The organism is Chryseobacterium sp. FR054 (genome assembly GCF_056844565.1).
Window position 1 is genome coordinate 269,561 of the sequence record NZ_JBXDSA010000001.1, and the last position, 14,223, is coordinate 283,783.

13 protein-coding genes are annotated in these 14,223 nt (G+C 40.2%); 3 read left to right on the forward strand and 10 right to left on the reverse strand.

The features are described from left to right. Positions 1-4 precede the first annotated feature (4 nt). Positions 5-2,605 carry a DNA gyrase subunit A gene (gyrA, locus tag AC106S_RS01305; protein WP_482437328.1) on the reverse strand — a complete coding sequence of 867 codons (2,601 nt, stop codon included), beginning with the start codon at positions 2,603-2,605 and terminating at the stop codon, positions 5-7. Positions 2,606-2,753: 148 nt separating this feature from the next. On the opposite strand from gyrA, the gene AC106S_RS01310 reads away from it, so the two are divergent. Further along, the gene (locus AC106S_RS01310) at positions 2,754-3,068 is read left to right on the forward strand and encodes a DUF4286 family protein (RefSeq protein WP_482437329.1); all 315 of its coding nucleotides are present in this window, start codon (positions 2,754-2,756) and stop codon (positions 3,066-3,068) included. Positions 3,069-3,111: 43 nt separating this feature from the next. On the opposite strand, the gene AC106S_RS01315 is transcribed toward AC106S_RS01310, so the two are convergent. The 3 genes from AC106S_RS01315 to AC106S_RS01325 all read right to left on the reverse strand — a co-directional run bounded on the left by AC106S_RS01315 (position 3,112) and on the right by AC106S_RS01325 (position 4,478). Further along, on the reverse strand, positions 3,112-3,345 hold the full coding sequence (locus AC106S_RS01315; protein WP_482437330.1) for a hypothetical protein: 234 nt from the start codon (positions 3,343-3,345) through the stop codon (positions 3,112-3,114). Between the two features lie 122 nt (positions 3,346-3,467). Beyond that, the gene (locus tag AC106S_RS01320; RefSeq protein ID WP_482437331.1) at positions 3,468-3,962 is read right to left on the reverse strand and encodes a GNAT family N-acetyltransferase; all 495 of its coding nucleotides are present in this window, start codon (positions 3,960-3,962) and stop codon (positions 3,468-3,470) included. 3 nt (positions 3,963-3,965) lie between these two features. After that, positions 3,966-4,478 (reverse strand): DUF421 domain-containing protein, encoded by a 513-nt coding sequence (locus AC106S_RS01325; RefSeq protein WP_482437332.1) that lies wholly within the window; start codon positions 4,476-4,478, stop codon positions 3,966-3,968. Positions 4,479-4,632: 154 nt separating this feature from the next. On the opposite strand from AC106S_RS01325, the gene AC106S_RS01330 reads away from it, so the two are divergent. Next, positions 4,633-5,124 carry a hypothetical protein gene (locus tag AC106S_RS01330; protein ID WP_482437333.1) on the forward strand — a complete coding sequence of 164 codons (492 nt, stop codon included), beginning with the start codon at positions 4,633-4,635 and terminating at the stop codon, positions 5,122-5,124. Positions 5,125-5,236: 112 nt separating this feature from the next. Here the strand turns inward: AC106S_RS01330 and AC106S_RS01335 are convergent, their stop codons facing one another. Beyond that, the gene (locus AC106S_RS01335) at positions 5,237-5,371 is read right to left on the reverse strand and encodes a bacteriocin-like protein (RefSeq protein WP_482437334.1); all 135 of its coding nucleotides are present in this window, start codon (positions 5,369-5,371) and stop codon (positions 5,237-5,239) included. Positions 5,372-5,568: 197 nt separating this feature from the next. On the opposite strand from AC106S_RS01335, the gene AC106S_RS01340 reads away from it, so the two are divergent. Next, a complete protein-coding gene (locus AC106S_RS01340; protein WP_482437335.1) occupies positions 5,569-6,057 on the forward strand; it encodes a hypothetical protein in 489 nt (162 codons plus the stop codon). Between the two features lie 66 nt (positions 6,058-6,123). Here the strand turns inward: AC106S_RS01340 and uvrA are convergent, their stop codons facing one another. The 5 genes from uvrA to AC106S_RS01365 all read right to left on the reverse strand — a co-directional run bounded on the left by uvrA (position 6,124) and on the right by AC106S_RS01365 (position 14,151). After that, the gene (uvrA, locus tag AC106S_RS01345) at positions 6,124-8,952 is read right to left on the reverse strand and encodes an excinuclease ABC subunit UvrA (protein ID WP_482437336.1); all 2,829 of its coding nucleotides are present in this window, start codon (positions 8,950-8,952) and stop codon (positions 6,124-6,126) included. A 257-nt stretch (positions 8,953-9,209) separates the two neighbouring features. After that, on the reverse strand, positions 9,210-10,142 hold the full coding sequence (locus tag AC106S_RS01350) for a DUF3829 domain-containing protein (RefSeq protein ID WP_482437337.1): 933 nt from the start codon (positions 10,140-10,142) through the stop codon (positions 9,210-9,212). A gap of 18 nt (positions 10,143-10,160) precedes the next feature. Further along, a complete protein-coding gene (locus AC106S_RS01355; RefSeq protein ID WP_482437338.1) occupies positions 10,161-12,044 on the reverse strand; it encodes a type VI secretion system baseplate subunit TssF in 1,884 nt (627 codons plus the stop codon). Positions 12,045-12,068: 24 nt separating this feature from the next. Next, a complete protein-coding gene (locus tag AC106S_RS01360) occupies positions 12,069-12,509 on the reverse strand; it encodes a GPW/gp25 family protein (RefSeq protein ID WP_482437339.1) in 441 nt (146 codons plus the stop codon). Positions 12,510-12,732: 223 nt separating this feature from the next. Further along, positions 12,733-14,151, reverse strand: a complete 1,419-nt coding sequence (locus tag AC106S_RS01365; protein WP_482437340.1) for an APC family permease — start codon at positions 14,149-14,151, stop codon at positions 12,733-12,735. Positions 14,152-14,223 lie beyond the last annotated feature (72 nt).

The window sequence follows — 14,223 nt, forward strand, 5'->3', positions numbered from 1 at the left end:
CAATTTATTCTTCAGATTCAGAACTCTCATTTTCCTCTGTCGGTGTTTCATTTTCAGCCTGAGGTGTTGTATTGTCGTTTTCGTGGTTATCAAAAAGAGATCCTGTGCCTTCTATAATATCTTCAGTATCTTCATTTTCATCTTCTTCTACATCCTTATCCATTGCTACTTTTGCAATCGCTGCAATTTCGTCGTTCTTTTTAAGGTTGATAAGTTTTACGCCCTGGGTATTTCTTCCCATCACTCTCATTTCATCCATACCCATTCTGATGGCAACTCCGGATTTGTTGATGATCATCAGCCCGTCTTCGTCTGTTACATTCTGAATAGCGATCAGGTTACCTGTTTTTTCGGTAATGTTAAGGGTAATAACTCCTTTTCCTCCTCTGTTGGTAATTCTGTAATCTTCCACCGCTGTTCTCTTACCGTATCCTTTTTCAGATACTACAAGAACGGTTTCTTTTTCTACGTCATTCACCACAATCATGCCTATTACCTCATCATTATCCTCCATAGCGATACCTCGCACCCCGATGGAGCCTCTTCCTACCTCTCTCACTTTTTCTTCAGGGAAACGGATACATTTACCGTTTTTGGTGGCAATCATGATCTGGGAAGTTCCGTTGGTTAAATAAGCTCCAAGCAGCTGGTCATTATCCCGGATCTCAATGGCATTCACCCCGTTTACTCTTGGTCTTGAGTAAGCTTCAAGCGATGTTTTCTTGATCGTACCATTTTTGGTAACCATCACTACGCTCATCTGGTTTACATATTCAGCATCCTTTAAGTTATTGGTTCTGATGTATGCTTTGATTTTATCATCCGGTTCAATGTTGATAAGGTTCTGTACAGCTCTTCCTTTAGCGGTTTTAGAGCCTTCAGGGATTTCGAATACCCTTAACCAGTAACATCTTCCTTTTTCTGTAAAGAAGAGCATATACTGGTGGTTGGTTGCAGAAACGATATATTCAAGGAAATCGGAATCTCTTGTTGTTGCCGCTTTGTTACCTACCCCGCCTCTGCTTTGAACTTTGTATTCGGAAAGAGAGGTTCTCTTGATGTATCCGGCGTGGGAAATCGTAAGAACTACGGCTTCATTCGGGATGATATCTTCAATAGACATTTCACCTCCTGAATAGTCGATTTCCGTTCTTCTTTCGTCACCATATTTTTCTTTGATCTCGATAAGCTCATCTTTAATAATCTGAAATCTTCTCGGTTCGTTGGCCAGAATGTCTTCCAGATTCGCAATTTCTTTCATGATGGCATCATATTCGTCGCGGATCTTATCAAGCTCCATTCCTGTAAGACGTGCCAGTCTCAGATCAAGGATAGCCTGTGCCTGGATATCGGAAAGCTCGAAAGCCTCGATAAGACCTTCTTTTGCAGCCTGAGGGTTGGCACTGTGACGGATTATTGAAATAGCCTTGTCTAATGCATCCTGGGTTCCGATTACTTTCATGAAACCTTCAAGGATATGGGCTCTTTCTTTTGCTTTTTTAAGCTCGTACCTGGTTCTTCTTACGATTACTTCATGTCTGTGCTCTACAAAATGATGAATGATATCTTTTAAGTTCAGCTGTTCCGGTCTTCCGTTAACCAAAGCAATATTGTTAACACTGAAAGAGGTCTGAAGTGCCGTATATTTATAAAGAAGGTTCAGGACAACGTTAGGAATTGCGTCATTTTTCAGTTCATAAACGACACGCAGACCATTTCTGTCCGATTCGTCTCTGATCTCATGAATGCCCTGGATTTTGTCATCTTTAACCAATTCGGCAGTTCTGGCGATCATATCTGCTTTATTGACCTGGTAAGGAACTTCTGTAACAATGATTGCATTCCGGTTTCCGATTTCTTCGAAATTGACCTTTGCTCTCAGTACGACTCTTCCTCTTCCGGTATGGAAAGCGTCTCTTACGCCGTCGTAACCATAGATAATACCTCCTGTCGGAAAATCCGGGGCGGTGATGTGGTGCATCAGCTCATCGATGGTGATTTCCTTATTATCGATGTATGCGCAGATTGCATTGATGGATTCGGAAAGGTTGTGCGGTGCCATATTGGTTGCCATCCCTACTGCGATCCCTGAGGTACCGTTTACCAGAAGATTCGGAACTTTTGTAGGAAGCACGGTCGGCTCCTGTAAGCTGTCGTCAAAGTTATTCTGAAAATCAACGGTTTCTTTATCAAGATCTGCAAGAACCTCATCAGAGATTTTTTTCAGTCTTGCCTCGGTATAACGCATTGCTGCAGGCGGGTCTCCATCCATCGAACCGAAGTTACCCTGCCCGTCTACCTGCGGATAACGTAAGCTCCAGTCCTGAGCCATTCTTACCATTGCATCGTATACAGAAGAGTCTCCGTGCGGGTGGTATTTACCCAAAACGTCCCCAACAATTCTCGCAGATTTCAAATATTTTCTATTAGAAAAAACCCCTAATCCATACATACCATACAGTACTCTTCTATGAACGGGTTTCAGGCCGTCTCTTACATCCGGAAGTGCTCTTGACACGATAACGGACATCGAATAATCGATATAAGACGACTTCATTTCATCAACAATGTTGATAGGAATCAGTCTTTCTCCTTCTTTTTGCATAAACAAATTTTATTATAATGACAGTCAGACCCTTAGCTGTGCGTCTGAAAATTATTTATTTCCAATTTTTATTAACGGGCTAATTTACGAAATTTTTACCGATTTTTGCCCTAGAATTTATCCACAAAATCTTAAAAATTCATAAAATATGAGCCTATTAAGTATAACTTTTCACTGTACGAAAAACAATATTGAAGAATGGGAAAATTATATCGACGAAACCCTGGTCCTGATGGCAGAAAACCTGATGGATGTAAATAAATATATCTTGTCGGAAGTACACACCGATTATATTGAAGAAGGGAAGAATTACAATCTTCTTCTGATGTTTGATAATGAGGATCTTCGTGAAGATTTCATCAAAAGTGAGCTGGTCAATATCGCTGAAAGGGTTGAAAAAAAATTCGGGCAGGAAGTAATGATCTTCAATACATTTCTGAATCCTAAGAAATCCAGATTTTAATATACATCAAAAGCCCTGAAAATTCAGGGCTTTTTTATTTTTTTCAATCTCTGTGACGTTTGTGACCTTTGTGTTTGTGACGGTGACCTCTGTCGTCATTGTCATAGTAATAGACTCTTTTTTTCACATGTCCCGGTGCATAGTATCTTGCACTTCCCCCATACATCTTCTTGGCATGTCCCGGAGGAACCCTTCTGACTTGGTGATCGTGAACTACACATGATGTAAGCATCAACATCACAGTCGCTACACCAGCCATTTTAATAAAACTTTTCATTTTCTCACTTTTTCAAATTTCGCAATGGAAATAACAATGTTGATGCCAAAGTAATGATATGATTAAAAGATTGAAATATTTAACATTTAAAATTTCTCTGTTTCTTATTCATAATTCAATTTTTACGCGATACTGTCACTTCTCTTTTCCAGCATAATAAGGTCTTTCCACTGTCCGTTCAGTTTTCCGATCTTCTTTCTTACTCCAATGGTCCTGAATCCGTTTTTCTGGTGAAATCTGAGAGAGGCTTCATTTTCGGGAAAGATATTGGCCTGAAGGGTCCAGAACCCATGATCTTCACTGTCCAGAATCAGTTTTTTCAGCAGCACCGATCCCAGCCCTTTTCCCTGATAATTATTATCGAAATAAATACTGACATCAGCAACTCCTTTAAAGCATTCTCTTTTACTCACAGGTTTTAAAGCACACCACCCTACCACTTCATTGTTTTCGTTTTCCAGTACCCAGCGGCAGTCATTGAAGTATTCCATATTCCAGGCTTCGGCAGTGGGCACTTCTGTTTCAAAAGTAGCAATACCGCCATCTACGCCCTGTCTGAAGATTTCCAGTACTCTTTTTTCATCGGCGGGAAGCATTTCTCGTAATTCGTAATTCATCTTTTAATGGTATTTTCTTTTATTTTTTCTTTTGATCCTCGAATAATGGGTCTGTTTTTGTTGTTCATCTTCCGAAATAACACTGATATTGCCGTCTACTTCCAGGATAGAAAGCTTCACATTTTTTATGTTTTCAACTCCATGTTCCCGGATTGCTTCTTCAAGTTCATCACGGGTGATTTTAACTCTGTTTAGGGCGGTCTGATCGACAATTCCGTCTTTAATAAGAATCACGGGATCTTCTTCCATAAATGTTTCAAATTTATGATGGGTAAACATAAGGCGTTTTAAAATGAAGTTAGCAACAAAGAGAACCAAAGCTGCAATAAGGCCTCCCTGCAAAGAGGTATCCGGCCCCACCATCGCATTCTGTACAGCGTTGGAAATAAGCAACAGAAGCACTACATCACCGGCGTTCAACTGTGAAAGCTGGTTTTTCCCAAAAAGCCGTATGGCAATTACCATGAAAAGGTAAACACACAGGGAACGGACAACTACATTAAGAATGGGATCCACGGAGAGTTTTTTATATATTCAAATGTATAGATTTTTTGTTATTGTACAGACGTGTTCATACAAAATGTATTCATCACCGGGAGAAAAATCAGCAATCTTATGTTCTGCTTCGTTTGGTACAGGTTTTGAAACTGAATTTAAACAATATCCACGCATGATAAGATTACTTTTTTTATCCTTAGGCACGATCATTATGCTGGCAGCATGTAACAATAAAAGGTCTTCCTCTTCTGTATCTGATGATCATACTATGATTACCGGAAAGATCAATACCCTCTATATCCGGTATGGAAAATCCAATGAAGCTCTTTATCACCGGACCTTTTCCGACAGTCTGTTTTCTCCTGACCTGAAAAAGACCCTGGAAACAGCCGTGAATACATCTAAAGCAGATATTGAGAGAGTAAGTAAGAGTAATCATCCGGATGAAAAACCTCTGATATTTGAAGGTGCCGTATTCTCAGGTTTATATGAAGGATATACCGGTTATAAGATCAAATCCGTTCATATAAATACCGGTAAAACCGCTGCCGAAGCTGCTGTTGAGTTTGAATACGCTCTAAGCCCGCCAAGAATAGTATGGACGGATCACATTCGCCTGATCAGTTCCAAACAGGGATGGAAGATCGACAATATTGTTTTTTGATACCATTGCTCATTCTAAGGATCTTAAAACAACACTGAATGAATTTATTAAAAGTAACCGATAAACAGATATCTTCACAAAAAAACCGCCTGTAAAAAGCGGTTTAATTTTTTTAAGGACACTGAGAAAGGTGAATTTCGCTGCATATGGTTCTATTGTATCTTTCACAGTAAAAACAATAAAGCTTAGGCTGTCCTCCATACACGGCTTTCAGGTCTGTTTTTGTCAGTTTTTTTAAATTTTTCATATTGTTTTAATTTTACGATTTGTCAATTTAAAACGAATTTATTTATCAATTATTATAATTTTATATTTAAAATTTTCATTTTTCCAGGTTGTCCTGAGAAATATCAACATTCCAAAGTACAGATGTGCGAGAAAAACCATTTGATTTTAATTCCCTATCTTTAAACCACCTAATCATCACATCAATACAAAATTAATATGGAAATTATTACACCTAAGGGAGCTCATACCGGGCAAATGGATGCTGTAAGTAAATCACGGATCGGAAATTCTCTTATTGAAGGCAGTGACGATATCATCCACTACAATAAAGGAATATGCCACGATGCGGTAGGCTATGCTATGTATATGCTGGGATCCTCCATCTCTCCGGATGAGCTTACCATGCACAGCGGACAGAGCTGGCTGAAGAAATTCGATTATCCCAATGGAGAAAAATGGGACGGCTACTCAGTTATCCCCAAAGGAAAAGCAATCGGGTTTTACAGGTTACATGACAGGACGTGGTTTCATTCTGCTCTGAGTACCGGAAACGGTGCAGAAATACGGTCTGTAAACGGGTTTAAACTGGGAACGGCATGGTCTGTACCGGTAGATATGAAATGGGTTCTCGGCAAGCGGAATGCTGAAGACGGAACTTTTAATTATGACGGTACAAAAATAGAAGTTTATATTTCTTCTCTGTAACTTCAGTATTGGATATAAAAAAGAATCTGCTCAGGAAAAGCAGATTCTTTTATTTCAATGATTTTTTTATAATTCTTTTTTCAGGAATTTTCCTGTTAAGCTTTTCTTAGACTTCACAATTTCCTCAGGAGTTCCCTGCGCCACGATCTGCCCGCCATGTTTTCCTCCTTCGGGACCTACATCAATAATATGGTCTGCCAGCTTGATCACATCCATATTGTGCTCAATAATAATGAACGAGTTTCCCAGTTCCACCAACCTGTTAATAGCATCCATCAGGATCTTTACATCTTCAAAGTGAAGGCCGGTTGTAGGTTCATCAAGGATATATAATGTATTTCCGGTCTGTCTTTTGGAGAGTTCGGTAGCCAGTTTGATACGCTGGGCTTCTCCTCCGGAAAGTGTTGTAGACTGCTGTCCCAATGTAATATACCCCAAACCGACATCCTGTAAAGTCTTCACTTTGGCAAAGATTTTCGGGATCGGCTGGAAGAATTCTACTGCTTCATCAATTGTCATATCCAGTACATCAGAAATGGATTTCCCTTTATACCGGACCTCCAGGGTCTCTCTGTTGAAACGTTTTCCGTTGCAGGTTTCGCAGTGTACATATACATCCGGAAGGAAATTCATTTCAATGACTTTAAGTCCTCCCCCCTGGCAGGTTTCGCATCTTCCGCCTTTTACATTGAAAGAGAATCTGCCCGGTTTATACCCCCGGATCTTACTTTCCGGAAGTTCTGCAAAAAGGTTTCGGATGTCGGTAAACATTCCTGTATAGGTTGCAGGGTTTGAACGGGGGGTTCTTCCGATCGGGGTCTGGTCTACATCTACAATCTTGTCGATATTTTCAAGGCCTTCAATTTTTTTATAAGGAAGAGGTTCCTGAACGGCTCGGTAGAAATGCTTATTCAGAATCGGGTACAAAGTTCCGTTGATCAGGGATGACTTTCCGCTTCCTGAAATGCCGGTTACCACCACCAGTTTTCCTAAGGGGATATCTAAGGTGACATTTTTCAGGTTATTTCCGGTAGCTCCCTTTAATACTATATTTTTTCCGCTCCCGGCTCTTCTTTCAGCCGGAATCTCTATCTTTCTTTTCCCGTTGATGTACTGCGCGGTAATGGTATCTGCTTTCAGCAAATCTTCCGGTTTCCCCTGCCAGAGTATTTCTCCCCCGAATTTTCCGGCTCTGGGACCGATATCCAGTACCTCATCCGCTTCAAGGATCATATCTTTATCATGCTCTACCACCAGTACGGAGTTTCCTATATCTCTCAGGTTTTTCAGTGAACTGATCAGCCTTTCATTATCCCTCTGATGAAGCCCGATGCTGGGTTCATCCAAAATATACAGAACATTTACCAATTGAGACCCGATCTGTGTTGCCAGACGGATTCTCTGAGATTCTCCTCCGGAAAGGGTTCTGGAACTCCGGCTTAAGCTCAGGTAATCCAATCCTACATCCAGAAGAAACTGAAGGCGGGTTTCTATTTCCTTTAAGATCTCGTGGGCAATGATCTTGTTTTTTTCTGAAAATTTATCTTTTACCTCTGCCAGCCAGTCTTTCAGATCCGCTAAACTTAAAGCATTTACTTCGGCTATATTTTTCCCGTCTATTTTAAAGCTCAGGCTTGAAGGCTGAAGACGTGTTCCCTGGCAAACCGGGCAGGTTTCTTCGGTTGTAAAATGTCTTTCCAGTAATACGGCTTCGTAAGATTCTCTTTCTTCAATAATCTCTTCCATGAAAGGAATAAGACCATCAAAACTGATCTTTATCTTCTTGGTAATCCCTGCATATTTCAGATCTTTATTGAATTCTTTATGGCATCCGTTGTAGATATAGTCCAACGCTTCTTCAGGAATATCCTGCATAGGTGTTGTCATTCCCAATCCGAAAATCTCAAGAATATTTTTGATCTGGGAAAGGATCCATTTATTGGATTTGATATCTTCCAACGGCAGCAATCCTCCCTGATTAATGGAAAGCTTAGGATTCTCTACAAAATAATCGGTGTTAATTTTTTTGATCATTCCCAGTCCTTTACAGTCCGGGCAGCTTCCTTTCGGAGAATTGAACGAGAACGTATTGGGTTCCGGCAATGCCAGTGAATGGCCTGTCTCTGCGTCCATCAGATTTTTAGAAAAATATTCGATATCCGTACTTCCCAGTTTCTGAATTCCGATGATTCCCTCACCCATTTCCATAGCGGTACGGAGAGATTTTTCCATTCTGTTCTCGGATGCATTTTCTCCAATGATCCAACGGTCTATAACGATGTCAATATCGTGGGTTTTGTAGCGGTCCAGCTTCAGGTCGTACTCTATATCCTGCAGTTCGCCGTCAATTCTTGCCTGCCCGTACCCTTTTTTAGCCATCTGTACAAAAAGTTCGTGGTAGTGTCCTTTTCTGGATCGTACCACAGGGGCCAGAAGCATTATTTTTTCGCCTTTATAATTTTCCTTGATCGTTTCCAGAATCTGTTCTTCGGTGTAGCTTACCAGTTTTTTTCCTGTTGATAATGAATAGGCATCCGAAACCCGGGCATATAAAAGACGGAGGAAATCGTAAAGTTCAGTAACCGTTCCTACGGTTGAACGGGGGTTTTTATTCGTTGTTTTCTGCTCAATGGCAATTACAGGAGAAAGTCCTTCAATCTTATCTACATCGGGTCTTTCCAGTCCGCCCAGAAACTGTCTTGCATACGCTGAGAAGGTTTCAATATAACGACGCTGTCCTTCAGCAAATATGGTGTCAAAAGCCAGTGAAGATTTTCCGCTTCCGGAAAGCCCGGTAATCACGACCAGTTCATTGCGCGGAATTTTGACGTTAATATTTTTCAGATTATGTTCACGTGCTCCGTAAACTTCTATATATTCTGTTGATTTACTCATAATTTGGAGTGATTCTACCTGAAAATCACGATGTGCAAAATTACGGAATTTTATGCAATTCTATGAATGATTACGGTCACAAAAGTTGTAGAAAAAATTTAAACTTCAGTTAAATTTAAATCTGCAGTATCTGCAAGAATCAATTACTTTAAGTTCTTTATCATTTTAGAAATCTGAAATATTTTACCTCACGAATGAAGATAAATCATAAAAAAAGACTGCCTTTTTGGAGACAGTCTTGTATGTTGGGCAATTCATTATTTCACAAATGTATTGTAAGCATTCAATACGGATTCATAAGAGGAATCGATCTGCTGTATGTCTGAGTCTGATATTTTCCCACTGGCTTTGGAATCACGGATCAGCTTGCGGTAGTTGTCCAGAAAGCCTGAAGCGCTTTTATTGAAGTATTCAAACTGTGTTTTTTTATAAGAATACTGCGGGTCTTTCACATTGAACTCCAGTTTTGCATTGGCTTCTGCTACTTTGGCAAATTCATCATATTTCTTCTGTACTTCGGCTTCATCAAATTTTCCGCCATATTGCTTCTCCAGAACATCCAGAACACCGTCCAGAGAACTCATCACACTTTTTGAAGAAATAATGTATTCTTTCATCGGATGATCTTTAAGCACAATTTCTTCTGCGGCATCTGTTGCGGGTTTAATTTTAGCAACAACATTCTCCCCTGCTGTAAAGAAAGCCTGGGCATCCGTTTCAATATCTTTTTTTATCGCTTCAGCTTTCGCTCCTTTGTCGTCTTTATAATCCTCCGAATTCATGTAAGATTTCAGTTCCTCAAATTTTTTTCCTATGCTTTCTTTTTTTGCTTTATAGGTATTAAAATTTGTTTCTATGGCGGCTTTATCCTTATCAAAGCCGGAAGGTATTTCTTTGATTTTTGAAATGCTGTAATCCATAGAACTCATAACAAGAGGCATAATCAATACATTCCCGCCTTTCGATTTGGTAACGGCTGCTTCTGTATATTTAAGGATTTCATCAATATGTTTTGAACTGCTTTTATAGGAATCCAAAAAATTGTTATTGAAATCGATAATAGCATTTGCATTTTCTGTTCCGCCAAGATCCAATACCGATTTGCCCAGTTTACTGATGTCTTTCTTGCAGCTTATAACACCGGCTGAGGCAAAGCTCAGTGCCAGGGCAAGTACAATAATCTTTTTCATATTTTTTTCTATTTAGGTTTACATATCCTGGTACTCGCTATCTTCGTTACTGATCTTCACAACATATTCAATCCCGTCTATGGCTTTTGCAATGATCTGGTTTCTGATGATATTGGCCATATTTTCCCAGTAGGCTCTTCCGTAGAATGAGTAATTCTGAGGGATAATCTCCACCTCCACGGTTCTTACAAAACCTTCTTTCGGTCTGTTGCTGATCATGGTTCCTCTTCTTACTCTTACTTCTTTAAGCTCGTCCTTAAGAATCATTCTGCAGTAGTTTTTCACGTCTTCCAGGGAAATAATCTTATCTCTGGTCGTTAACGCGTACTTATAAGCCTGGATACTGTCTGTTCCTTTCTGCTCTTCAGACCCTCCGATGGTTTCGGTAAGCAGGATCACGGTCTGCGATTTTAACTGGTTGGAAAGTTCTGTTCCGGAACGCATATGATTGGCCAGCGTACAGTGGGTGATCCAGAAGGAAGCATAAGTATGATCCGTTTTTTCTACCGGTTCCATGATCACATAGTTCAGTTCCTGCCTGATATTTCTCTTGGCATTGTTTACTTTCTGTACCATCGACTTCATTTTATCGGACATTTCGCTCAGCACTCCTTTTACATTATCTCTGTTTAAAAGCGAGAATGCTGCGATTTCATCCCTCGTCAGTTCCAGTACATTAGCAATCATATCCACCGCATTTCTGTTGGTGAAACGTTCCATACCTCCTTTTCTTACGGTATACAATCCTTTTTTCAGGTCATCTGCCGGGGTAAAGGGTATTTCGGTATATCTCCTTCCGTCTCCGTCCTGAACCTCATCCACATAAAGAAAGTGCTCACCTTCGTCTGTTACCAGAGGGATATTATTTCCCATAATATCCAAACTGTATTCTGTTTTTTTCCAGCCTCTGTTGTAGATTGGGAAGGCATTCATTACAAATGAGAAATTATCGAGGATTTCCGCTGAAAACTGTGGCGGAAATTCGAAGGTAAGCCATAAGTAACGCTTGTCCCCTATCTGTTTTATAATTTCTTCTTTTCCGGCAAGAAAGTCAAGATTCTGCGGAAGTTTTCCCGGCTCTGAAAATAAACTGCCCGAAAGACCAGTAATCTCTATGAATTTATGGCGATAAATACTTTTAATATCTTCAATTACTTTATTCCGGATAGACTGTTCTCTGAACATCTGTTCATATCCGTCCTGCTGGCTATTGGAAAGGTAACTTAATCCCTCTCTTACAAACAGTGGATTTCCATTACTGGAAACGGTAATATAAGGCAACAGCTTATAGACGAAATCCAGGTGTTCGAAAGCAGGATTGGAACAGAATACACTCAGGTATTTAGGAAAATTTTCACTGGCATATTTACTGACGTCCACTCCTATGGTAACCTTCCGGTAATCTTCCGGTCTTCCCTGAAATCTTGCCACCGGAATTTTATTCAGCCGGTCATCAATGCTATAACATGTATTTCCTACAAACATTACTGCCGTCTGCGCTTTATTGATCCGTACATTTCCGATAGGTGTAAAAGGAATATTCAGCTGTTTATCCGATTCTGATTTTACCGTAGAGGTCATTTGCTTGCGGAAGAAGAATTCGGAATGTTCCAGAAGGATTTCGGAGGATTCATAAGGCTGTGTATAGGCTACTGCGTGAGCAGGAATCGGATGGGTATAAATGGAGGGTGTCAGAAGTTTGGCCAGTTTTTCAAGGATTCTGGCATTAACGGTCTGGATTTCATTATTGGCTTTAAAAACTTCTGTGCTGAATGCATCTATCAGCAGTTTTACAAAGGGATCCAGAGACTGCGGACTTTTCAGTCCCCATACTTTGGTTGCATTCTGAAGCATCCTGGCTTTTACAGATTCTTTGGAATATATATTCTGATCTAAGTTCATAAGTTTTTGTGGTGGTTAGTAGATTTAATCAATAGACATCGGACTCAGGAACAGCTCTGTTGAAAAGCTGAAGCGCTCTCCTGTTTCCTCCATTTTGGCGTTTATGGCTATTCTTACTTTCTTTTTGATTTCTGTATGTTCTTTGGTATCGTAGCTGTGTTCTACGATCTGGATGTGGGCATCGATCTGAGGCTGTACAATCCGCGGTTCATATTCCAGGATCTGCTTTCTGAGACTTTTAATAAAGACATTTTCCCAAACGGCGCTGGTCACTCCATTATCGAATTCCAGGTTCCAGACGTCGTTTCCATAATTTTCGTCATATCGGTTTTCGCCTTTTTTGGTGGTGATCAGCAACATGATATTGTGGGCAATACTTTCTCCCATATCGCATGTATCGATGCTTCCGCCTTCCGTCATCAATGTAGACGGTACAAAAGGCATTCTGTAATTTGGTGTATCCATAATCAGCTTCTTAATTTTTTTACTCCATGGTCTGGTTTACGTAAAATGAAATACCAAAATACACATTTTCACTAAATAATTGTTACATGATTTTAAAAATATTATTATTGAGAAGTCCCGGAAGATGAAAAAATCTGAACTTAAACTTGTTGTACGGGATAAAAAATTAAGACCTTTCATTTACTGAAAAGCCTTATATGATGATCATTCAAGTTGATTATGACTATTGTTCTTCCGTTTTATTTTTCCGGTTGATGAAGTAATATACGGGAAGCCCCAATAATACCATGACGAATCCCGGCCAGGTATATTGCTGTTTATAGATCAGGAGGAGTACACAAAATCCGCTTCCTATCAGCAGATAAATAACAGGCGTTACCGGATACAGCCACGTCTTGTAAGGTCTCTCCAGTTCCGGCTTTTTGAATCTTAAATAAATCACCCCGAAAACGGTGATCATATAGAATAAGACAATAACAAAGGAAATCATATCCAGCAAGTTGCCGTACTGCCCGCTCAGGCATAATAATGAAGCCCAGACTCCCTGCATCCATAAAGCGTTTGCCGGTACTTCATTCCTGTTATTCTTAACAGCTGATTTAAAGAACATTCCGTCTTTTGCCATGGTCTGAAAAACCCTGGCTCCTGCTAAGATCAGCCCGTTATCGCATCCGAAGGTGGAAACCATTACCAGCAAGGCTATAATAATTGTTCCGGCACTTCCGAAAATATTCTGAGAGGCAGCTACTGCCACCCGGTCGTTGGCAGCAAAAGCAATACTCTCTCTGTCCAGAGCATTCAGGTATACAAAATTTACAGCCAGATACAGTGTCATTACGGCAGCAGTTCCGTAAATCATTGCTTTAACAACATTTCTTTTAGGATTTTCTATTTCTCCGGAAACAAATGTTACGCTTTCCCAGGCTACCGAACTGAAAACAGAACCTACCATAGCAGCAGCAATTCCTCCCAGAAGGGTCATTCCGCTGATGGATTCCCAACCTTCTTTAAGAAAATTACCGCTGAGATCTTTTTTAAGATTATTAAATGATTCCATGCCCAGACTGAAATTTTCAGATAAACGGGAAACATCCACCAGGATAAATCCGGCGGCAATCAGTCCCGCCAAAGCAATGATTTTAGATCCTGTAAATACATTCTGAAGTATCTTTCCGCTTTCCACTCCTCTGGTATTAATATAAGTAAGAAGGAGAATAACGGCTATGGCCAGAATCTGTATCCATGTAATTCTAAATTCGCCACTCTGGAAAATAGGAGCCGCATCATTTAATGAAGGAACCAGATAGGCTGTAAATTTACCAAAAGCCATAGCTACCGCTGCAATCGTTCCTGTCTGAATTACCGTGAAAAGCCCCCAGCCGTAAAGAAATCCCATTTTTCTTCCGAAAATTTCCTTGAGATAGGTGTACTGCCCTCCGGCTTTTGGAAACAGGGCGGAAAGTTCACCGTAGCTGATTGCTGCTGCTACCGTCATGATTCCTGTAATGACCCATACGGCAATCAGCCAGAACCCGGAACCTAAATTCCGCATCATATCTGCGCTGACAATAAAGATTCCGCTTCCGATCATAGACCCCATTACAAGCATAACGGCGTCCCATAGTTTCAGTTTTTTGTGCATAGTCAAGTATAGGTGTCAAATATAAACAAATATGCTATTGATTTTTAAATTTGTTTATAAATTCAGAAATAA